Raw genomic sequence first — 21,710 nt, 5'->3', positions numbered from 1 at the left:
GGCCGGGCCGGCTCCGGGGCCGGGTCGGGCAGCCGGGACACCGTGTAGCAATGCTTGCAGCGGGCCATCTTGCCGCCCAGTGCCCGCGAGATGGTATAGGGATGGCCGCACGAAGGGCAGTCGAAAGCAAGCCCCATCGGGCACACTCCGGATTGGTCCGAGGGAGGCAATGCCAATCCATCGTTCCCGGCTCGCCGGGGTCGATCTGCTTGGGGGGGATTCACGGCATCCTAGATTATAAACCTCTCGTCCTTCGGGAAAATACTCAGTGTCAGGGGGCACCCGGTTTTCCATGAGGACATTCCCATGGGCCGGGTCGCCCAGGGGGATCGATCCCCCGGGCCCTCACAGATCCGGATGTGCGGATTTCCGGAAGATACTTTGGGGTCAGTTTCGTAGGGTGGGCATCGCCCACCGCATCGTGGACTATGGATGGAGTCGGTGGGCGATGCCCACCCTACGGGGCTTTCTCTGACCCCTTTCTCCTCTCCCGATTTTTAGGTAACACGTTATAGAAGTTCCTCTGAATCGTGTTTTCAGAAAGGGGTTATGATGGTGGAATCGCGAGAAGGCGAGGTTAAAAGCCTTCACCCTAATGATGTGTTCACCCCGGGAAAACTTCCGATTAGACCGGGCAACGTATACGCAAGTCGAGGAGAGGCGGAGAAAGACTTCAACAAGGCTTTGTCCCGCGGGCTTGTCCCCCTTGTGTACGGCGAATACGGAGTGGGGAAAACCTCGATGGCGAGGTATTCGGTGAGAGGGGACGACGAAAGAGGCAAACTTGTCAATATAGAGAGTGCCGCAGACAAGACTATGAGAGATATCTTCTCGCGTTGTCTTGAGAAAATTGGCTACACTATTCAAATGAAACGGACAACGGGCAGTTCAGAAGCGGCGTCGGTCGAGGAAAGCGGAGGAGCGGAAGCCTCAATTACCGGAATCAAATCATTAATTGCGTACAAGCGTGGTAAGACCGCTACGGCTACGGAACAGCAAGAGGAGCAATTAGTCGTCACATCTCCCACGGATTCGAAGATAATTGAGATCTGTGAAACGGAGGGATTGATTCTAATAATCGACGAGGTGCACAGATCGACATCGAATTTCTTGGATGAGTTGGCGAAATTCTTGAAGGCATATGGTAACGCTAATTGTCGCAGATTCCGGATAGTATTGCTCGGGACATCTTCGGATGCTACACGACTAGTTCGCAGGGACCCTGGGATTGACCGCTTGATTCAAGAGGTCCCCTTGCAAGCGATGAGTGAAGAGGAAGCTCGTTATGTGGTTTTAACTGGCATGAATGCCTTGGGCATCAGATTTTACTCGGGCGGCGTCGACAAGCTGATCAAATCAAGCGTAGGTTCTCCAAATATTCTCCAATACCTATGCCTTGAGACCGCTGAGGCTGCTCATGCCAGGGCTCCCAAGATGGCAACAGAGGGAGACGTTGCCCATGCCTTAAGTGAATACATTGAAAGGAAGGAGGCGCGTCTGTACGGGATGTACAAGAAGGGTATCGAAACCGTCGGGCCAGTGAAATATAGGAAGCAAATTCTCCGAGCCGTCGCTGAGGCAGAAGACGAATATGTCACAATGGAGGAGATTAGAAGCCGTGTCTCGGTTTACCGTGGCAAGGAAGTGCCCAGTTCCTCTCTATCTGGCCCACTGCGTGAATTGAAAGATACGAGATTTGGCCCTCTTCTCAGCGATGTTGATCGTCCGGGTGGCGACGGAAGGGTGATGAATTATTCTACGTTCGTCGACGCCTCGCTTAAGGCATTTATCAGGATGCAAGTCATGAGAGAAGAGGATGCCAAGGAGAAGTGATGCATTGTTGAAAAGGAATCATGGGCAAAAGGGGTCAATGGGCAAAAGGGGTCAGGAGTCGATTCTTGACTCGAATTCAAACGAGGCAAAAGGGGTCAGGAGTCGATTCTTGACAAGCCAAACTCGAATTCAGCATTCAGATCATTCGGTTCCGTTAATCGACCCGGGAGAATCAGAGTCGAGGCCTCAGTAATGAGTAAAGCGAAACCGCCGGCCTTCGCGTCGGGACGCGGGGCCGGCGGGTCGTGGTGATCGGGGGGGACGGGCCGGGGCGCGGGTCAGGCGCGGTCGGAGCCGCCGCGGGACTCGGCGGGGCGGGCGCCGCGGGTCGAGTTGGCATAGACGGAGGTCAGGACGCCCAGCAGGGCCGAGCGGCGGCCGGACCGGCTCGACTTGGTCCCGCGATGCATGCGGGCGACGGTGCCCGCCCACTCGAAGCCGGAATGGAGGGGGGCCGGCTTCTTCGAGTTCGAGACGCTCATCGGTCGGGATGCTCCTGGTAAACCGCGGGCCGCCTCGACATCAAGGCGCCTCGCGCTTCGCGACGGGATCGTGGGCACGGCCCATGATCCCTCGGCGTCCCCGGCGAACCTCCTCGCCGCGCGCCACAAGCCGTTCGAGCGAACCGGAACCGGCCGGGTCGTGTCCCCAATGCCGGAGCGATCCACGCCTCGTCGCAGGAGGTTGATGCAAGGAGAGTCGGCCGGGAGGGCACAAAGAGGAGAGTCGCGCCCCGCGTCGGGCCTGTTCGAGGGTAGAAGAGGATAATCGAGCGTTTTCCCTCCGTCAATGAGGGAAAATTCGCCATCGGTCGGATTCTTCGGCATAAGGCATCGAAACCCGAAGATCGCGCCCCGCCCGGCCCCGAAGTCGCGTCGCCGATCCCCGATTCGGGACGAAATTCGCCGATCCGGGGAAAAACTATGCTAAGGGCACCCCCTCGATCCTGAATATATCGGGCGGAGACCCGACCCGGCCGACGCGACGCCAACGAGGACACGCCGATGCCCGCTTCCCCCGCGCAGATCGAGGCCAACCGCCGGAACAGCCTCAAGAGCACCGGGCCGACCAGCGAGGAGGGCAAGGCCCGCTCGCGGGGCAATGCCCTGAAGCACGGGATGACCGGAGCCGGGATCGTGCTCCCGAAGGAGGACGCCGCCGAGGTCGACCGGCTCACCGAATCGTTCCGCGCCGAGTTGAAGGCCGAGGGGGATGTGGGCGGCGTGCTGGCCCGCCGGATGGCCGTGCACGCCGTCCGCATGGATCGCGCGGTGGTCCAGGAGTCCGCCGCCCTGTCCACCCACGTCCGCGAGGCCAAGGAAGCCTTCATGGCCGGCCCGGACCGCTACGCCGACAACGCCCGGACGCTCCGCAACGAGGCGGCCAACCGGGCGTTGTTCGACGACTCGCCGGGGGCGATCCTGGCGCGGAAGTACGAGGCCGCCTCCGAACGCGGCTTCCTCGCCGCCCTCAAGGAGTTGCGGCGGATGCGGGCCGAGGCCGACATGGCTGCCGTGGAGGAGGAGGCGATCGCGGCGGCCGTGGCGAAGGCGGTCGAGGCGTCATCGGAACCGACCGGGAAATTGGCTTCGTTTTTCCAGGCACCTCCGGCCCCGATCCCGGCCCCGTCGCGGCCGTCGGCGGCCCTCCCGACCCCCTCTCGCACGGGCTGGGAACCCGCCCCGGACGGCCGTAGCGACATCCCGATGACGATCGGCCGGGCCCGCTGACCGGGCCGGGGGCGCCGATTTTCGCGACGCGGGGATCCGGGGGCGCGAAGCTGTCCTAGGCTTCCCGGATCCCGGGCGATCCCGGCCCCCGATGGGAGTGGGCCCGCCCGGGAGGATTCGCCGGGGCCATCGGCGTCGGCGCGGGTTCGGGGCTGTCCCACGATCCTCCCGCGCCCTCCGGGACGGCCCCGGCCGGGGAAGGCCGCTCCATGAGACCCCAGTCGCGATCCGCCCCGTCCCGGGCCCGTCGGAAATCCGCCGCGCTCCGCCCCTCGGCCGAGGCCCTGGAATCCCGGCTCATGATGGCCGCCGACGCGGTGCCGGCCCCGATGCGGGCGGCGATCGCCGATGCGCGCGGGCCGGCCGTGCGGGCGATCCGCGGGCCGGCCGCCGGGACCTACGCTTCGGGCGAAGCGCTCACATTCCGGGTGGTCTTCGACGAGCCGGTGCGCGTGACCGGGTCGCCCACCCTCCCGGTGGAGATCGGCCTCGCGGTGCGCCAGGCCGAGCTGGTCGGGGGGCCACGACGGACCCTGGCCCGCTCGCTCGACTTCCGGACGACGGTGGACGCCGGGGCGAGCGACGCCGACGGCATCGCGCTGGGCACGGTGGGCGTGCGCGACGGGTCGGTGGTCCGGCTGCTGGCCGGGGCCGACGGGATCCGCGACCGCGCCGGCAACGCGGCGGACCCCGCCCTGCCGACCTTGGGGGCGGGGCGGGTCCTGGTCGACGCGGTCGCCCCCGGCGTGCGCAGCTTCGGGTTCCAGGGGCTCGACGCCGGCACGATCCGGGCGGGTCGGCGGATCGTCGCCGAGGTGAAGTTCGATCGGCCCGTCACCGTGGCCGGCCGGGCGACCATCCCGTTCCGCATCGGCGATCGCCCGCTCGAACTCGCCTACGCCGGCGGCTCCGGCTCCCGGACCCTCCGATTCGAATACCGGGCCGATGCGGACACGGACCCCCGCGCGGTCGCGTTCCGCGAGGGGCTCGGCGAGGTGATCGAGCTGTCCGGCCCGAAGGCGGCGATCCGCGACCGGCGCGGCAACGAGGCGTCCTACGTGCGCGGGCCATCGGGCGAGATCCTGGAGGAGGGCGGCCGCCGGATCGTGGTCCTCGGGGCGCACTATCAACTCCTCCGCCGGGTCGGGGTCGACGAGCTGAATCAGGCCCTGAACGTCGACGCCCGGGCCTTCGTCGATGCGTCCGATCCGCCGGAGTCCTACCGGGTGCCCGCCTACCAGCAGGCGACGCATGCCGTGGACCTGTACAAGGTCACCTACAACTCGACGATCCCCGAGCAAGGGGGCCGGGCGACCCTGGCCACCGGCCTGGCGGCGATCCCGGTCCCGACCGCCCAGGAATCGGCGGCCGGCGGGGCCATCGCCCGGCCGATGGTCTCCTACCAGCACGGGACCGTCTACGGGCTGCACCAGGTCCCGTCGTACGCGTTCCCGGCCGTCGCGGGGGGGCCGTCCGACCTGGGGTCCTACGAGACGCGGCTGGCCGTCGCCCAGTTCGCCGGCCGGGGCTTCGTCGTGATCGCGGCCGACTACTTCGGCATGGGGGACTCCCCCGAGGCGGACTCCTACGCGGTCAAGCAGAGCGAGCAGCAGGCCTGCCTCGACCTGCTCCTCCGGTCGTCGGGGCTGGTCCGATCCCGGGGCGTCGAGGCGACCGACCTGCTGCTCTCGGGGTGGTCGCAGGGGGGCCTGGTGACGATGTCGTTCCTCCAGAAGCTGGAGGAGCGGGGGATCAAGGTCGCGGGGGCCTCGACCGCCTCCGCCCCCTCCGACGTGCTGGCCGCGACCTCCGCCATGCTGTTCCACCGCCGGGGCGCGACCGACCCCGTCCCGGATGCCGTGTGGCTCAACACGATCTTCGTCATCGCGGCGTTCTCCTACGAGACCTATTACGACCGGCCCGGCCTGGCCCTGGACTTCTTCAACCCGCAGTATTACGACGCCTGCCGCCGGGTCTACGCCCGCGAGTACGACCACCTCGGCTTCGACCCATCCGCCGGCGACCTCCTGGTCTACGCGTCGCCGGGGGATGCCGACCCGGCCCGCATCCCCGCCGACCTGCGGGCCTTGATCCGCCCCGAGGTCTTCGACCCGGCCAAAGCCTCGGGCCCCGGCCCCCGATTCTACCCGTCCGGCGAGTTCGCCCGGCTCCTGCGGGAGGCCAGCTCCTTCCAGTGGGTGATCCAGACGCCGGTCCAGCTGAACTACGGCACCGACGACGAGGCCTTCTCGCCGGCCGTCGCCCTGATCCCCTCCGTCTATCAGGAGGCCATCAACGCCCGGAACCCCATCGAGCCGGTGCCGGTCGCCGGGGGCAACCACCGCGGCACCTTCCTGACCGCCGTGGACAACCAACGCTACTGGTTCAACGTCCTGCTCGGCCGCGACCCCGGCCCGAGGCCCGCCGGATTCCCGCCCGCATAGGGGGCGGGGGGACGCCCCGCCGGTCAGGTCGCCTAGGAGGCGGCCGGCATCCGGGTTATGGTGGGAAGGGCCGGGCGGGGGCGTCCCACGGAAGCCCGGGCGGACGGATGGGCGGATGGAGCCGGTCGATGTTCACGTTTCTGCACGCCGCCGACATCCACCTGGACAGCCCCCTGCGCGGGCTGGACCGGTACGAGGGCTGCCCGGCCGACGAGATCCGGGGGGCGACCCGCCGCGCCCTGGCCAACCTGGTCAAGCTGGCGATCGACGAGAAGGTCGCCTTCGTCCTGATCGCCGGGGACGTGTACGACGGCGACTGGCGCGACCACAACACCGGCCTCTGGTTCGTCCGGCAGATGTCGATCCTCCGCGACGCCGGGATCGACGTCTTCCTGATCAGCGGCAACCACGACGCCAAGAACAAGATGACCCGGGAGTTGCGGCTCCCCGACAACGTGACCACCCTGTCCACCGACCGCCCCGAGAGCCGCCGGACCCGCGACGGGTCGGCCGCGATCCACGGCCAGGGGTTCGCCACGGCGGCCGTCACCGAGGATCTTTCCGCCACCTACCCGGCGGCCGTCCCGGGCTGCTTCAACGTCGGGATGCTCCACACGAGCGCCACCGGCCGCGAAGGGCACGAGCGGTACGCCCCGTGCACGGTCGATTCGCTCCGCTCCAAGGGATATGGCTACTGGGCGCTCGGCCACGTCCACGCCCGTGAGGTGCTGGACGCCCGCGACGCCCCGATCGTCTTTCCAGGCAACGTCCAGGGGCGGCACATCGGCGAAGAAGGGGCGAAGGGGTGCATGCTGGTGACGGTGGACGATGCCGGCGCGGCGACCACCGAGTTCCGCCCGCTCGACGTGCTCCGCTGGGCCATGTGCCGGATCGACGCCTCGGCGGCCCGCTCCCCCGACGACGTGGTGGACGCCTTCCAGGACCAGATCGCGGGGCTGCTGGACGCCGCCGACCGCCGCCACCTGGCGGTGCGGGTCCGGGTCTCGGGGGCGACCGCGGCCCACTCGGTGCTCGTCGCCAGGGCCGAGGATTGGTCCAACGACATCCGCTCCGTCGCCATCAGCCACGGCGCCGACCGGATCTGGGTCGAGTCGGTGAAGGTCCGGACCTCGCCGCCGAGGCGGGCCAAGGGCAGCGACCCCGGGGCCGACGGGCCGTTGGCGGAACTCGACCTGATCATCGCCGACCTGCTGGGCGACGAGTCCCGGCTGGTGGCCTTCGCCGGGGACCAGCTCGGCGACCTCCGCAAGAAGCTGCCGCCGGAGCTGATCCGCTCCGACGCGGTGGACCTGGCCGACCCCCGCTGGCTCCGCCACGAGCTGGAGCATGCCCGGGCGTTGCTGGAAGCCCGGTTCGACGCGGCGGCGGAGGCGGCCCGATGAAGATCCTCCGCCTGGACCTGCTCGCCTTCGGCCCGTTCGCCGATGCCCCGCCGCTCCACCTCGGTGACGGGCTGCACCTGATCCACGGCCCGAACGAGGCGGGCAAAAGCTCGACCCTGCGGGCGATCCGCAACCTCCTGTTCGGCTTCCCGGCCCGGACCGGCGACGACCACCGCCACGCCTACGCCGACCTCCGGATCGGGGCGACCCTCCGCAACGCGGCCGGGGCGGAACTCTCGTTCCTCCGCCGCAAGCGGAACACCCAGTCGCTCCGCACGGCCGACGACGCCTCGGGCCTGCCCGACGACGCGCTCCGGCCGTTCCTGGACGGGATCGACGCCAAGCGGTTCAACGACCTGTTCTCGCTGGACCACGCGGAACTGGTGGACGGCGGCCGGGCGATCGCGACCGGGGGCGGGGACCTGGGGTCGATCCTGTTCGCCGCCGGCACCGGGCTGGCCCGGCTGCACGCGGTCCGCAAGGCGCTCGACGAGGAGATGGCCGCCCTGTTCCTCCGCCAGGGCAAGAACCCCCGGATCAACCAGGGACTGGCCGACTGGAAGGCCGCCCGCGACCTGGCCCGCGACAGGTCGACCCCGACGGAAAGCTGGCTGGAGGCCGAGGCCCAGTACCTCCGGGCCGACGCCGACCACAAGCGGGCCGCCGACGAGTGCCGCCGCCTGGCGGCCGAGAAACGCCGGCTCGAATCGCTACGCGGGGCCCTGCCCCTGCTCGCCCGCCGCGACCAGGCGGCGCGGGCCCTGGCCGAGATCGGCGCGGTCCCGATCCTGGCCGAAGGCTTCTCCGAGCGCCGCCGCCAGGCGACCTCGGCCCGCGAGGCCGGGCTCAAGGCCGGGCGCGACTCCGGGCTGGAGATCGCCCGGTTCGACGCCGAGCTGGACGAACTCGGCCCGCCCGACCCGGCGCTGGCCGAGGCCGACGCGATCCGGGACCTCCGGGACGCGCTGCCGCTCTACCTCCAGGCCGAGGCCGACCGGCCCCAGGCCGCCGACCGGCTGGCGCGGCTGGAGGACGAGGCCCAGGCCCTCCGCGCCGGTCTCGGGCTCGACGGCCGGGCCGACCCGTCGCGCGTCTCCCCGGACCGCGCCGGGCTGATCCAGGAGCTGGTCCAGGAACGAGGCCGGATCGAGGCCCAGGTGGAGCAGGCGGCGAAGAAGCTCGCGGCGCTCGCCCCGGCCGACCTCGCCGGCCTGCCCCCCGACGCGTCGGCCCGGGCCGACGCCCTGGAGAAGGCCGTGGACCGGGCCCGCAAGCTGGGCGACCCGGAGGACGACCTGGCCACCGCCCGCGCCGACCTCGCCGTGGCCGAGGCCCAGGCGGAGATCGACCTCAAGGGGCTCGCCCCCTGGTCGGGCACGCTCGATGATCTGGTCGGGATGCCCCTGCCCGCCACGGCCCACCTCGACCAGTTCGAGGCGAGGTTCGACCGGGCCGACGAGGCGATCGCCCGCGTCGAGGCCGACCGGGCCCGGGAGGCCGAGGCGCTCCGGACGCTGGAGCGCGAGGCGGCCGCCGAGGACGCCCGGGCCGAGACGGCGCCCCCGTCCGAGTCGGAGCTGGTCGCCCGCCGCGCCGCGCGGGGCGAGGCCTGGCTCCGGATCCGCCGCGCCTGGGCCGAGGGGGAGCCCGCCGGGTCGGGCCCGTCGATCGACCTGGCGGCCGGGTTCGAGGCGACCATCCTCGCCGCCGACGACCACGCCGACCGCCTCCGCCGCGAGGCGGACCGGGTCGCCGAGCGTTCCCAGCGCGACCTCCGGCGGATCGGCCTCTCGATCCGGATCGACGAGCTGGCCGCCGAGGCGGCCCGGCTCCGCGACGACCGCGCGGCGATCGCCCGCGAGTGGGCCGCGCTCTGGGCCCCGGCCGGCGTCGACCCCCTGCCCCCCCGGGCCATGAAGGACTGGATCGCCCAGAAGCGGGCCGAGTTGATCCGGCAGGCCAAGGGATTGCAGAAGCTCCGGGGCGAGGTCGAGAAGGCCGCCCGCCGGCTGGCCGAGGCCCGCGACGAACTCGGGCGCGGGCTGGCCGGGCTGGGCTGCCCCGATGCCGACCCGGCCGAAACCCTGTTCGCCCGGATCGACCGGGCCCGCGCCGCGATCGACCGCGTGGCCGGGGCCTCCGCGCTGGCCCGGGCCCGCGACGAGCGCGAGGCCGCCGAGGCCGCCCAAGCGGACTGGTCCCGGCGCTGGGCCGAGGCGGTCGCCCCCCTGGGGCTGGGCTCGGGCATCTCCACGACGCGGGCCGTCGGCCACATCCAGAGGATCAACGACCTGGCCGACCGGGCCCAGGAGATCCGCGACCAGCGGGACGCGATCGCCGCGATCGACCGCGACCGCGCCCGGTTCGAGGCCGCCGCGACCGGACCGGCCGGGCGGATCGCCCCCGAACTCGCGGGCCGGCGGGCCGAGGACGCCGCCCGGGCCCTGCTCGAACGGCTCGACCGGGCCCAGGCCGCCGAGGCCCGCCGCGCCGACCGGCTCCGGCTGAAGGCCGCGCAGGAAGCCCGCCGCGACGAGGCCCGCCGCGAGGTCGACCGGGCCGACGCCATGCTCGCGACCCTGGTCCGCGAGGCCGGCGTCGACTCGCCCGACGGCCTGATCGCCGCCGAGGCCGCCTCCGACGAGGCCCGCCGCCGCCGCGACCAGCTGGCCGACCTCGACGACCAGCTGGCCGACCTCGCCGGCCTCGGCGGCGTCGACCGCCTCCGCGACGAGGTCCAGGAGGAACTGGCGGGGGACACGCCGATCGACGACCGGCTCGCCGACCTGTCCGACCGGCTCGCCGCCGAGGAGTGCCGCCGGGACGACCTGGCGCGGGACCTGGGGCGGGCCGCCGAGCGGTTCGACAAGATCGACGGCGGGTCGGCGGCGGCCGATGCCCAGCAGGTGGCCGAGGAGAAGGCCGCCCACCTGTCCGAGGACATCGCCCGCTACGTCCGGCTCCGCCTGGCCTCGGCCGCCCTGGAATCGGCCATAGAGCAGCACCGCAAGAAGCATCAGGGGCCGGTCCTGGGCCGGGCCGAGGAGCTGTTCGCCCGGCTCACCCTGGGGTCGTTCCCCCGGCTCCGGGCCGAGGTCGACGAGAAGGGGACCAGCCTCCTCTACGGGCAGCGGGGGGACGAGAAACTGGTCGGCGTGGATGGGATGAGCGAGGGGACCGCCGACCAGCTTTATTTGGCGCTCCGCCTGGCCAGCCTGTCGGCCCACATCGACCACCACGAGCCGATGCCCCTGATCGTGGACGACATCCTGGTCAACTTCGACAACGCCCGGTCGGCCGCCGCGCTCCGGGCGCTGGCCGACCTGTCCGCCCGGACCCAGGTCCTGTTCTTCACCCACCACGAGCACCTGGTGGACCTGGCCCGCGCCACCCTGCCCGGCGACGTGCTGACGGTCCACCGCCTGGACCGCACGATCTCGGCCCCGCCGGAGGCCCCGGCCGCTGCCCCGGCTTCGACCCCCTCCGCCTCGGCCCGGGGCGGCAAGCGGAAGAAGGCCGTCCAGGCGTCGCTGCTGGGGGACGACTGATGCCGACCGGCCTTGACCCCCCCGCCCCCTCCGTTACAGTGGGCCGCCCGGGCGTCCCGCGTTCGCCCCGGCCTCCCCTCGGGAAAGGATGCCCGCCCTTGGCCTCATGGTTCGCAGCAACGCCCCGCCGCAAGGCCCGGCGCAAGGTGTTCTTGGCGGGGTCGTTGGCCTTCGCGGCCGTCTTCTCCGCCTACTTCCACCGGCCCCTGTTCCGGGGCAACGTCGGCATCGTCGACCCCGGCCGGGTGGTGCGGTCGGCCCAGCCGACCGGCGACCGGCTGGCGGACCTGACGAAGGATCACGGGCTGGCCACGGTCCTGAACCTCCGGGGCGGCTCCGACTCCGACGCGTGGTACAAGGCCGAGGTCGCCGACGCCGCCCGGCTCGGGCTCGACTTCTACGACTTCCCGATGAACGCCACGTCGCGCCCGCCCCGGCGCCAGTTGCTCGCGGTGCTCGACCTGCTGGACCGCTGCCGCTACCCGCTGCTGATCCACTGCAAGTCGGGCTCGGACCGGACCGGGCTGGTGGCCGGCCTCTACCTCCTGTCCCGCCGGGGCGTGCCGCCCGAGCAGGCCGAGCGGGCCCTGACCCTGGTCCACGGCCACGTCCCGATCCTCGACACGAGGCGGATGCACGACCCGTTCGACGAATACGCCGACTGGCTCCGGATCCACGGCCAGGCCCACACCCCGGCCCTGTTCCGCGCCTGGGTCGAGCGCGACTACCGCTCCGACGACCCCTTGGTGGCCTTCCGCCCCGTGACTCCCGGCCCCCGCCCCCCGCGCGTCGCCCAGGATGCCGCGGCCGGCGAGCCGACCCCCCGCTGACGGGGGCGTGAGGCCGTTCGCCGGGCCCGGCACCGGTGATCGGCGACGGGGCCCCGCGAGGAGCGAGCGGGAGCCCGTCCCCTTTCACCACGCCGGCCCTCGCCTTATGGCCGATGGCCGGGCGATTCCCGCCGGCCTTCGCCCCACGTTGGGCCGCGACACTTCCCGGATCTTGATGAGGCACCCGGAATGGACTGGTTGATCTTGCTGGTGGCGGGGCTGTTCGAGGTGGGCTGGGCGGTCGGCCTGTCCTACTCCAAGGGGTTCACCCGATTGTGGCCGAGCGTGGCCACGGTGGCCTCGATGGGCGTGAGCCTGTTCTTGCTCGGCGTGGCGCTGCGGACCCTGCCGCTGGGCACCGCCTATGCCGTCTGGACCGGCGTGGGGGCGGTGGGCACGGTCATCGTCGGGATCGCCTTCCTGGGCGAGCCGGCCAACCTCCCGCGCCTGGTCTGCCTGGGGCTGATCGTCGCCGGGATCATCGGCCTGAAGGTCGTCGCCCCGCACTGATGGCCGGGCCGACCCGACCCCCTTCCGGCGGCCTCCGAAAAATTCGTGCAAAATTCCCCGGATCCGGATCGTCTTCTTCACGTGGATTTGCCATAGTTCTATCTCACCTCCATTTCACCTCGATCTCTCCGGATTGTCGCCCGGGCGATGCCGCCCGGACGCGATGGGGCTCCGCCATGAATCGGACTCGACGGCCGGGTTTCACGCTCATCGAACTGTTGGTTGTCATCGCGATCATCGCCGTGCTGATCGCCCTGCTGTTACCCGCCGTGCAGGCGGCGCGCGAGGCGGCCCGGCGGGCCCAGTGCGTCAACAACCTGAAGCAGCTCGGCCTGGCGATCCACAATTATGAGAGCGTCCACGGCGGCCTCCCGCCGGGGCGGATCTGGGCGCCGCGGCCCGGCAAGGGGGACGCCGACTTCCCCAAGATCTTCTCCGGCAGCCCGAACACCACGTGGTTCTGCCTGATGCTGCCGATGATCGAGCAGTCCAACCTGGCCAACGCCTTCAACTACGCGCTCGGGGGCGAGGGATACCCCGGGGGCGGGCTGACCATCGCCGCCGGCTGGTTCGGCAACTCGACCGTCATGGCCACCAAGATCGCCTCGTTCCAGTGCCCGAGCGATCGCGAGGGGAAGTTCCAGATCACCACCTCCTACCAGGGCGGGGCCCTCAGCCCGGTGATCGTGACCAAGGGGAACTACGCGGCGAACTGGGGCAACACCGACTGGGGCCAGCAGCGCAGCTCGACCCTGGGGGCGAGGTTCCTCGCGTCCCCGTTCGGCCACGACGGCAAGATCGGCCTGAGGTCGATCACCGACGGCACCAGCAACACCGTCTTCGTCGCCGAGGTCCTCCAGGGGGCGCTCAACGACATCCGGGGGACGATGTGGTCGACCGTCGGCGGCGGGTCGTCGTTCATGACCCGCTACACGCCCAACGGCACGACCGACGCCATGGGCCTGCGGACCGGCGGGGACTATCTCAACAATGACCCGGGGCTGTTCTGCACCAGCGAGCCGGTGCAGCAGCTCCCCTGCCAGCCCGGCGCCGGGGACAACGACGCCTTTGCCGGGTCGCGGAGCCGCCACGCCGGCGGCGTGAACACCCTGATGGGGGACGGGTCGGTGCGGTTCGTCAAGAACACGATCAACGCGACCAACTGGGTGGCCCTGGGGACGATCAGCGGCGGCGAGATCGTCGGCGCCGACTCGTACTGACGCCCGACCGACGATCCGGCGATTGCAAATCCCGCGGGATTCCCGCATCCCGGGAATCCATGCCCGAGGCCCGCTTGACGCCGGGCCTCCGGGCTGGTCCCGTAGGCGGGCCCGCTCCGTGCCAGGTTCCACACATCCACCGAGATCCGCACCGATGACGACACGCCTCACGGGCCTCCGCCCGACCCTGATGATCCTCGCCGCGCTGGCCGCACCGATCCCCGCCGCGCGGGCGGGGCTCGACGATTACCTCAAGCGGCCCGAGCCCGCCTATGCCTGGGAGCCGGTCTCGACCCAGAAGGTCGGCCCCGCCACGCTCCACCGGATCAAGGTCACCTCGCAGGTCTGGCAGGGGATCACCTGGACGCACCAGGTCTCCATCGTCGAGCCGGCCGACATCGCCTACCCCAACGCGGCGGCCCTGCTGATCACGGGCGGGGCCGTCGGCGACAAGCCCCGCGACGGCGACCTGGCCACCGGCCTGGCCCTGGCCAACGCCTGCCGGGCGCGGGTGGTGGTCCTGCCGCAGGTCCCGAATCAGCCCCTGCTGGGGGACAAGCGCGAGGACGCCCTGATCGCCGAGACGTTCGTCCGCTACCTGGAGACGAAGGACGCGAACTGGCCCCTGCTGTTCCCGATGGTCAAGAGCGCCGTCAAGGCGATGGACGCCGCCCAGGCGTTCGCCGCGGGCCAGGGCCGGCCGATCGAGGAGTTCGTCGTCACCGGGGCATCGAAGCGCGGCTGGACCACCTGGCTGACCGGGGCGGTCGACCCGAGGGTCAAGGCGATCGCGCCGATGGTGATCCCCACGCTCAACCTGAACGCCCAGACCGATCACCAGCTGGAGATGTTCGCCGGCAAGTACAGCGAGCAGATCCAGGACTACACCGAGCGCGGCATCGTGGGCCGGGACGACCCCACCGCCAAGGCCCTGCTGACCATGGTCGACCCGTTCACCTATCGCGACCGCCTGGCGCTGCCCAAGCTCCAGATCAACGGGACCAACGACCCGTACTGGACGCTCGACTCGATGAACCTGTTCTGGGACGAACTGTCCGGCCCGAAGTGGGTGGTCTACCTGCCCAACGCCGGCCACGGCCTGGACCAGCACCGCGACTACGCGGTGAGCGGCATCGGCGCCCTGTTCCGCCACGCGATCGGCAAGACCCCCCTGCCGAAGCTGTCGTGGACGTTCGCGGAGGCCGACGGCCAGGTCACGCTGGCCGTCGCCTCCGACCCGGCCCCGAAGACGGCCCAGGCCTGGACGGCCACGTCGGACACGCTCGACTTCCGCAAGTCCCCCTGGACCGCGATGCCCCTGGACTCGTCGCTCAAGGCGTCGGTCCGCAAGCCCGAGGCGGGCAACGTCGGCCTGTTCGCCGACCTCCAATACGAGGTCGACGGCTTCTCCTACCACCTCTCGACCCAGGTCCACCAGACCATGACCAAGCCGGCCCCGTGAACGCGAGCGGCCCGACGCCCGGCTCAGCGCCGGGCGCGGAGCCAGGCCAGGAGGTCGGCCTCGTCCCGGGCGTCCAGGACCGGGGCGAAGCTGGGCATCCGGCGCCGGCCGTCCTTGAGCAGGGCGTGGTACTCGTCCTCGCGGGCCAGGTAGGGCTTCTCGACGAGGTTGGTCCCGAGGTCCCCGCCGCGGGCCTCGGGGCCGTGGCAGGTGGCGCAGTGCTGGGCGAACAGGGCCTGGCCCCGCGCCAGCACCTCGGCCGAGGCCGGAGCGGGCGGGTCGAAGGCCGGCGGGCGATCCAGGGCCAGGGCCGCGTCGGGCGTGAGTTGCATCGGCGCGGGGGCGGGCTGGGTGTCCGGGTAGGTGGCGGCCAGGTACTCGATCACCGAGGCCTTCTGGTCGGCCGGCAAGGGGGCGCCCCAGCCGATCATCTTCTCGACCTCGGCGGTCCACTGCTTGGCCGAGAGCCGGTGGTTGGAGATCATGTCCTCGCCGTGGCACATCAGGCAGTTGCCGACGACCGAGGCCCTGGCCTCGGCCATCCGTGCCTGACGTTCGTCGTCATCATCGTCGGCCGAGACGGCGAACGGGACGGCGGAGGCCAGGGCCAGGGCGGCCGCGACGGGGGCGAGCAAGAAGCGGGCGCGGATCATGGGTCAGCGGACCTCCCGGGTGACGCGGTCGATGCCGTTCCAGAGGTAGCCGGACTTGTTCCAGGCGGGCGTCTCGGGCTGCGAGTCGCCGCGCGAGTCGGTGGCCCGGGATCGGAGCAGGTAGCGGCCGGCGGCCGGGGCCTCCCAGGTGGCCGTCCAGAGCCGCCAGGCATAGGGGCGGGGCTCGCCTTGCAGGGTGGCCTCGACCCACGGGGCGTCGGGGCCTCCCTCGGGCCCGGCGGCGAACTCGACCCGGGTGATCGTGGCATCCCCGCCGGTCCAGGCGACGCCGCGGGCCTGGTGGCGGCCGGTGCCCAGCGAGGTGCCGTCGTGGGTCCGGGCGATCAGGGACTTGACGTTGAGGGTGGTGACCGGGACCTGATCGGCCGGCTTGACGTCGACGCCGGGCGGCGTGGGGACCTTGGGCACCTTGTAGCCGGTCTGCTGGTAGAAGCTGGGGGCCTCGTCGCGGGAGACGGTGATTTTCCGGAGCCACTTGATCCAATGATTGCCCGACCATCCCGGCACGACCAGCCGGATCGGCCCGCCGTGGAGCCACGGCAAAGGCTCGCCGTTCATCGTGGTGGCCACCAGCGTGCTGGGGTCCATCGCCCGGTCCAGGGGGATCGAGCGGAGGTAGGCGGGCGTCTTGGGGTTGGGCGGGCCGTCGGCCGCGTGGAGGATCACGTGCCCGGCGCCGGCCTGGACCCCCGCCCGGCGGAGCAGGTCGGCCAGGGGCACCCCGCCCCACTCGGCGTTGCCCACGGCCCCGCGCTCCCAGGCCACGCCCGGGGGCTGGGGCCGGAACAGGGCCCGGCCGTTGCCCGAGCACTGGAGCACCGCCGGGATCGCCGCCGGGGCCGCCGGCTTCAGGTCGTCGAGCCCGAGCGTCAGCGGCCGGTCGACCATCCCGTCGACCGCCAGGCTCCAGGGGGTCAGCCCCACCACCGGAGGGCCGAAGTGGCTGCGGACGAAGAACAGGCGGTTGGGCGTGAGGAAGCGGTCGAACACCTCGACCGGGGTCTCGGCATCCAGCGGCCGGGTACTCCGGACGATGAATTTCGGACTTTCGTCCTCGGCCGCGCCGGCGTGGCCCGCGATCCAGGGGATCGCCGCGCCCGCCGCCGCCCGTTGCAGGAACTCCCGCCGGCTCGATTCGCCCATCGTCGACCCCACCTGTTCCCGGCCGCGTTGCCTCGCCTTTCCCCCAGTGTACTCGTTCGGGGCCGGGGCGACGAGTTCGGCCTCGGATCAGAGGACGTAATCGGCCAGCGGGTCGGGGCCGGCCATCTCGGCGATCCGGGCCTCGGCCAGCACCCCCTGCCCGGCGTCGCGGGCGCGGGCCAGGAGGTCGCCGAGGTCGCGACCGGCCGGGGACACGGCCCGGCGCGGCGGGTCGCCGGGGCCGTCGATCACCGCGACCACGTCGGCCACGGTGATCTCCGCCGCCGGGCGGGTCAGGGCGTAGCCGCCGACCGCGCCCCGGGTGCTCTGGACCAGACCCGCCGCCTTCAAAAGCAGGAGGATCTGGACCAGGTAGCGCTCCGGGATGCCCTGGGCCTCGGCGATCTCGCGGACCCGGCGGGGCCGGCCTTCGGCCTGCGATCGCGCCAGCTCGATCACCGAGAGGCAGGCGTATTCGGCCTTGGCGGAGATCTTCATCGCGGGCCTATGGAGGTTCGGGCCTCGGGTCGAGGGCCCGCCTCGTGCGGGCCCGATGGCCGGGGTTGGGGCGGCCCGGCCGGCAGTCCGGTCAGTTGGGGCAGGCCTGCGAGGCCAGCTCGAACCGACTCGTCCGGGTGGCGGCCACCGCGTTCTCGTAGGCGATCCGGTAGATGTCCTGGATGCTGGCCATCGCCATCGGGTGCACCGGGCAGGCGACCAACAGGGACGGGGCCGGCGTCGGCAACGCCAGCGGCCAGGGCGTGGACGCGTCGTCCAGGCGGGATTCGATGATCTCGGACGCGAGCGAGAAGCGAGGGCCGTTCATGAGCGAGGCTCCGGCGTCGGGTCTGCGAAGCATTCTTGACTAACTTTATCGGCTTGGTGTCATCGGGTCAACAGTCGGCCGCGAAAGATTTTGGCCGGGAATCCGACACGATGGACCGAAGATGATCAACATTATCATGATAGAATGTTGATGCTTCGGGGGTAATCTTCTTGCATTCCTCCGGTCGTGCTTTATTATGAGCCCCAGGAATGGGACGGGAGGGGGGCCGGATCGGCCCTCCGCCGCGATCAGAAACAGGGGGAAGACGCATGTCGACGATGATGATGGAACGCGGCGCGATGGGGATGACCGGCATGGGCATGATGGGCCAGCCGGGCATGATGGGCCAGTCGGCCCCGGCCGGCATGACCATGAACATGATGATGGTGCCGAAGTGCACCATGACCCTCGCCAAGTGCGACGGCGGGATGACGATCGACTGCGTGTGCGACGACAAGACCACGGCCGCGATGGTCCAGAACCTGTGCGCCATGATGGCCGGCGGGATGTGCTCCTGCTGCGTCATGATGAACGGGATGATGGCCTGCTGCTGCAACATGATGATGGCCTCGTGCAAGTGCGAGCCCACCGAGATGGGTGTGCGCATGACCTGCACCAGCGGCGACAAGGATTGCTGCGCCATGATCCAGGCCTGCTGCGACTGCATGATGGGCATGATGAAGGCCGGCTGCACCTGCTGCCTGATGATGAACAACATGCCGGTTTGCTGCGGCTGCTGAGCTTCGAGAGATCGGCTTCGAAACGATCCGGGCGGCCCGGCCTCGCATCACCGCGAGGCCGGGCCGCCCGTCTTCATCGCTCCGTCGTCCCCTCGATCACCGGCCCGCGGCCTTCTTGCGGGCGGCCTTCTTGGCGGCCTTGGCGGCCGCGCCCGGCAGGGGCTTGCCGGTCGCCCCCTGGGCGGCGTACTCGGCGTCGTCCCGCTCCCAGATCGCCGCGAGTTCCTTGACCTTCTCGGGCTTCTGGGCCGCGAGGTCGTGGAGTTCGGCGCGGTCGGTGGCCAGGTCGTATAGCTCCCACCGGGTCGACGGGGTGGCCGACACGATCTTCCAGTCGCCGACCCTCAGGGCGCGGTTGCCGGCATGGCGGAACCAGATCGAGTCGCGCGGGATCGTCACGTCCTGGGCGAAGGCGGGCGCCAGGTCGCGGCCCGGCAAGGGCGGGCGGGCCTCGCCGTCGAAGGTCGCGGGGGCGGTGGCCCCGGCCAGGGCCAGGACGGTCGGCACGACGTCGACGAGATGGCCGGGGGTGTGGCGGATCTCCCCCTTGGCGGCGATCCCGGCCGGCCAGTGGACGATCAACGGCGTGGCGATCCCCCCCTCGTGGTTCCACGACTTGTGGAGCCGGAACGGGGTGTTGGACGCGGTCGACCAGCCCGGCCCGAGGCTCAGGAAGGTCTTCGCCGAACCCGGCGGGGCGGTCTGGTCATGGCCGTCGCCCCGGACCAGCAGCTCGGCGCTGGCGCCGTTGTCCGAGGCAAACAGGATCACCGTGTTCTCCAGCTCGCCCGACGCGCGGAGCGCCTCCAGGACCCGGCCGACTTCCTGGTCGATCCGGTCGACCATCGCGGCGTGGACGGCCATCTTGGCGGCCTGCAGGTTCTTCTGCTCGGGCGTCAGGCTGTCCCAGGCCACGGCGCGGTCGACCTCGCCGGGGCCGATCTTGTTGCGGAGCGCCTCGGCCGAGGGGTTCCAGCCGGGGGCCGTCTCCGGGTCGCGGGCCGAGAGCGGGCCGTCGTAGATCCCCAGTTCCTTCTGCTTCTTGAGCCGCTCCTCGCGGAGCTTGTCCCAGCCGGCGACGTAGCGGTCGCGGTAGACGGCGATGTCCTCGGGCAGGGCGTGGAGCGGGAAGTGGGGCGACATGTAGGCCAGGTAGAGGAAGAACGGCTCGTCGTCGTGGCCTCTCTCGTGCTGGCCGAGCCATTCCAGGGCGCGGGTCGTGATCGTCCGGGTCGAATAGTACCCGTCCGCCGGGCGCGGCTGCGGCAGGGGCTGGTCGTCGACGTGGTGCTGCTTCGGGCCGAAGTTCCGGTCCGGGTCGACGAGTTCGTAGGACCGCTCGAATCCCCCGGCCAGCACCGGGCCGTCGATGTGCCACTTGCCCGAGTGATAGGAGCGGTAGCCGGCCGGCTTGATCAACTGCGGCAGGAGCGCGGCCCACGCCGGGCGGACGCCCTGGGGGTCGCGGTTGACCTGCTGGGCGTAGTAGCCGGACATCAGGGCTGCACGCGACGGCCAGCACCGGGCCGTGTTGTAGAACTGGGTGAACCGCAGGCCGTTGCTGGCCAGCCGGTCCAGGTTCGGCGTGCGGATCTCGCCGCCGTAGCAGCCGATGTCGGAATAACCGAGGTCATCGGCCAGGATCACCACGACGTTGGGCTTCGCCTTCGCCGCCTGGGGCGCCGCGCCCCGGGCGATGGCCCCGGGGGCGATCGCGGCGAACAGGGCGAGGGCGAGCCTCGGGAACCGGCGGGTCTGTCGCATCGCGTCCGGCCTCATTTCTTCTGCGTCCTGGTGTCGATCGCGTAGTCGAAGGCCTGGGCCTCGCCCGGCTTGACCTCGGCCTGCAAACGGGACTGGATGTTGTAGATCGCGTGGATGGCGTCGCGGGTCTCGTCCATCATCTGGCCCGGGTTGTCGTGGTCGGGGACCTTACGCCCGGTGGGGCGGATGCTCCGGATCTCCACCCGGTACGGCCCGGCGGCCGGTCCCTGGGCCCGGCCGATGCTGTAGGATCCGGCGGCGATCTCGGCCTGCGCGGCGGGCCCGTCCAGGATCGGCAGGAATCCGATCTGGCCCGATTCCAGGGGACGGCCGTCGACCGTGATCTTGCCCGATACCGCGACCCGTTGGTAGGGGTCGGCGGGCCCGCAGCCGGGGGCCATCGTCAGGATCGGGCCCGCCAGGGCCAGGGCGAGCCCGAGGCATCTGGGATCAATACGCATCGGCGGAGATCACCTCGCCCCCGGCCCGGGTGCTGAGCGCCTGGTAGGCCGGCAGGCTGATCGTGTTCTTGAGGAAGCGGACCGAGCCGTCGGAGAACAGCGAGTTGACCCCGCCCGGGTGGCGGCTCCGCGACCCGAGATAATAGTCGCGCCCGTTGCTGGCGTCATTGGTGCAGGGCAGCCCGTTGGCCGGGTCGTTGACGCACCGGCCATAGTCCGGGGCCCTGCTGTTGGGGGCGAGCCGGGTCGAGATCTGGTAGGTGGCCGAATCCTCGTTCCAGATCCGGGCCCGGCGGTCGAGGTCGGCCGCGTTGCCGAAGGTCGCGTTCGGCGACAGGGCCTGGATCATCTCCAGCATCGAGATCGTGTTGGACGTCCCGTCCACGATGTCGGCCATCGACGCCCCGTAGCGCAGGTAGAACGGGGCGGCGCCGGTGGCGGTCGGCGTCGCGGTGATCGGCCCCTGGTTGTAGAAGGTGCTCACCCCCCAGTTCAGCCCGTAGTTCCCCTTGATGTCGAACAGGGGGCCGCCCACGACCTTGCCGAACACCTGGGGGGAGTCCGACGGGCAGATGTAGACGTTGATCTTCGTCAGCCGCGTGGTGAGGTTGGCCGCGTCCTCGAACAGGACCAGCGAAAAGTTGTACGAGTTGTACAGGGCCGTCTGCTCGTAGAACGGCATCAGCGAGACGACGAAGGGCTGGCGATAGTTGGGCGAGGGGTAGAGCCCGGTCGCCGGGTCGCGCCCCTGCCCGCCCATCGGGAACCTCTGGTTGATGTCGTGGTAGTTCTGGAGCCCCAGCCCGAGCTGCTTGAGGTTGTTCACGCACTGGATCCGCCGGGCGGCCTCCCGCGCCGCCTGCACTGCCGGCAGCAGGAGGGCGATCAGCACGGCGATGATCGCGATCACCACCAGCAGCTCGATCAGGGTGAAGCCCTCGCGGCCCCGGATGCCCTTCGCTCGGGCGGCGTCCGCAGTGCGCGCGACGGGGTACGGCGGCGTGAACCCGCTCATGGCAGCCCCTTTGCTTTGGTCGGCTTAATTAAGGAAGGGATTCGGCGCCAGTCTTCGTCGAAAGGCCGGCGCCGTCAAGAGGGAAGATCCCGATCAGAGGTGATGCG

At 70.5% G+C, this 21,710-nt stretch carries 18 protein-coding genes; 10 read left to right on the top strand and 8 right to left on the bottom strand.

The window, feature by feature from the left end; genetic code table 11:
- Nucleotides 1–549: 549 nt before the first annotated feature.
- Nucleotides 550–1,833, top strand: a complete 1,284-nt coding sequence (locus tag TA3x_RS08445) for an AAA family ATPase (protein ID WP_435020182.1) — start codon at nucleotides 550–552, stop codon at nucleotides 1,831–1,833.
- A 278-nt stretch (nucleotides 1,834–2,111) separates the two neighbouring features.
- On the opposite strand, the gene TA3x_RS08440 is transcribed toward TA3x_RS08445, so the two are convergent.
- A complete protein-coding gene (locus TA3x_RS08440) occupies nucleotides 2,112–2,315 on the bottom strand; it encodes a hypothetical protein (protein ID WP_435020180.1) in 204 nt (67 codons plus the stop codon).
- Between the two features lie 522 nt (nucleotides 2,316–2,837).
- Here TA3x_RS08440 and TA3x_RS08435 point away from each other — a divergent pair.
- The 8 genes from TA3x_RS08435 (at nucleotide 2,838) to TA3x_RS08400 (ending at nucleotide 14,980) form a co-directional block, all read left to right on the top strand.
- Nucleotides 2,838–3,563, top strand: a complete 726-nt coding sequence (locus TA3x_RS08435) for a hypothetical protein (RefSeq protein WP_435020178.1) — start codon at nucleotides 2,838–2,840, stop codon at nucleotides 3,561–3,563.
- Nucleotides 3,564–3,772: 209 nt separating this feature from the next.
- Complete coding sequence (locus TA3x_RS08430) at nucleotides 3,773–6,007, top strand: hypothetical protein (RefSeq protein ID WP_435020176.1); 2,235 nt, start codon at nucleotides 3,773–3,775, stop codon at nucleotides 6,005–6,007.
- Nucleotides 6,008–6,135: 128 nt separating this feature from the next.
- The gene (locus tag TA3x_RS08425) at nucleotides 6,136–7,410 is read left to right on the top strand and encodes a metallophosphoesterase family protein (RefSeq protein WP_435020174.1); all 1,275 of its coding nucleotides are present in this window, start codon (nucleotides 6,136–6,138) and stop codon (nucleotides 7,408–7,410) included.
- The gene (locus tag TA3x_RS08420; RefSeq protein WP_435020172.1) at nucleotides 7,407–10,958 is read left to right on the top strand and encodes an AAA family ATPase; all 3,552 of its coding nucleotides are present in this window, start codon (nucleotides 7,407–7,409) and stop codon (nucleotides 10,956–10,958) included. The genes TA3x_RS08425 and TA3x_RS08420 overlap by 4 nt, the downstream gene beginning before the upstream one ends.
- Before the next feature lie 98 nt (nucleotides 10,959–11,056).
- The gene (locus TA3x_RS08415; RefSeq protein ID WP_435020170.1) at nucleotides 11,057–11,788 is read left to right on the top strand and encodes a tyrosine-protein phosphatase; all 732 of its coding nucleotides are present in this window, start codon (nucleotides 11,057–11,059) and stop codon (nucleotides 11,786–11,788) included.
- Nucleotides 11,789–11,977: 189 nt separating this feature from the next.
- The gene (gene sugE / locus TA3x_RS08410; RefSeq protein ID WP_435020168.1) at nucleotides 11,978–12,298 is read left to right on the top strand and encodes a quaternary ammonium compound efflux SMR transporter SugE; all 321 of its coding nucleotides are present in this window, start codon (nucleotides 11,978–11,980) and stop codon (nucleotides 12,296–12,298) included.
- A gap of 176 nt (nucleotides 12,299–12,474) precedes the next feature.
- Nucleotides 12,475–13,518, top strand: a complete 1,044-nt coding sequence (locus TA3x_RS08405) for a DUF1559 domain-containing protein (protein ID WP_435020166.1) — start codon at nucleotides 12,475–12,477, stop codon at nucleotides 13,516–13,518.
- 154 nt (nucleotides 13,519–13,672) lie between these two features.
- A complete protein-coding gene (locus TA3x_RS08400; RefSeq protein WP_435020164.1) occupies nucleotides 13,673–14,980 on the top strand; it encodes a PhoPQ-activated pathogenicity-related family protein in 1,308 nt (435 codons plus the stop codon).
- 23 nt (nucleotides 14,981–15,003) lie between these two features.
- On the opposite strand, the gene TA3x_RS08395 is transcribed toward TA3x_RS08400, so the two are convergent.
- From TA3x_RS08395 to TA3x_RS08380, 4 genes are all read right to left on the bottom strand, one after another.
- Entirely contained in the window at nucleotides 15,004–15,633 is a 630-nt protein-coding gene (locus tag TA3x_RS08395) for a c-type cytochrome (protein WP_435020162.1), read from the bottom strand.
- 3 nt (nucleotides 15,634–15,636) lie between these two features.
- Nucleotides 15,637–16,797, bottom strand: a complete 1,161-nt coding sequence (locus TA3x_RS08390) for a sulfite oxidase (RefSeq protein ID WP_435020160.1) — start codon at nucleotides 16,795–16,797, stop codon at nucleotides 15,637–15,639.
- Nucleotides 16,798–16,884: 87 nt separating this feature from the next.
- The gene (locus TA3x_RS08385; RefSeq protein ID WP_435020158.1) at nucleotides 16,885–17,295 is read right to left on the bottom strand and encodes an RrF2 family transcriptional regulator; all 411 of its coding nucleotides are present in this window, start codon (nucleotides 17,293–17,295) and stop codon (nucleotides 16,885–16,887) included.
- A 91-nt stretch (nucleotides 17,296–17,386) separates the two neighbouring features.
- Nucleotides 17,387–17,623, bottom strand: coding sequence for a hypothetical protein (locus TA3x_RS08380; protein ID WP_435020157.1), 237 nt, complete (start codon nucleotides 17,621–17,623; stop codon nucleotides 17,387–17,389).
- A 269-nt stretch (nucleotides 17,624–17,892) separates the two neighbouring features.
- On the opposite strand from TA3x_RS08380, the gene TA3x_RS08375 reads away from it, so the two are divergent.
- Nucleotides 17,893–18,363, top strand: coding sequence for a hypothetical protein (locus TA3x_RS08375; protein WP_435020155.1), 471 nt, complete (start codon nucleotides 17,893–17,895; stop codon nucleotides 18,361–18,363).
- A gap of 96 nt (nucleotides 18,364–18,459) precedes the next feature.
- Here TA3x_RS08375 and TA3x_RS08370 read toward each other — a convergent pair whose 3' ends face one another.
- Genes TA3x_RS08370 through TA3x_RS08360 form a run of 3 tightly spaced genes read right to left on the bottom strand, consistent with a single transcriptional unit; the run spans nucleotide 18,460 to nucleotide 21,603 of the window.
- Nucleotides 18,460–20,127, bottom strand: coding sequence for an arylsulfatase (locus TA3x_RS08370; protein ID WP_435020153.1), 1,668 nt, complete (start codon nucleotides 20,125–20,127; stop codon nucleotides 18,460–18,462).
- Nucleotides 20,128–20,138: 11 nt separating this feature from the next.
- Entirely contained in the window at nucleotides 20,139–20,588 is a 450-nt protein-coding gene (locus TA3x_RS08365; protein ID WP_435020151.1) for a hypothetical protein, read from the bottom strand.
- Nucleotides 20,578–21,603, bottom strand: coding sequence for a DUF1559 domain-containing protein (locus TA3x_RS08360; protein WP_435020149.1), 1,026 nt, complete (start codon nucleotides 21,601–21,603; stop codon nucleotides 20,578–20,580). Before TA3x_RS08360 ends, TA3x_RS08365 begins: the two co-directional genes overlap by 11 nt.
- Between the last annotated feature and the right edge of the window lie 107 nt (nucleotides 21,604–21,710).

The sequence above is a fragment of the Tundrisphaera macrotermitis genome (assembly GCF_051175315.1).
GTDB lineage: Bacteria > Planctomycetota > Planctomycetia > Isosphaerales > Isosphaeraceae > Tundrisphaera.
Note: the sequence above shows the minus strand (reverse complement) of the source record. Positions and strands in the feature narration are given on the sequence as shown.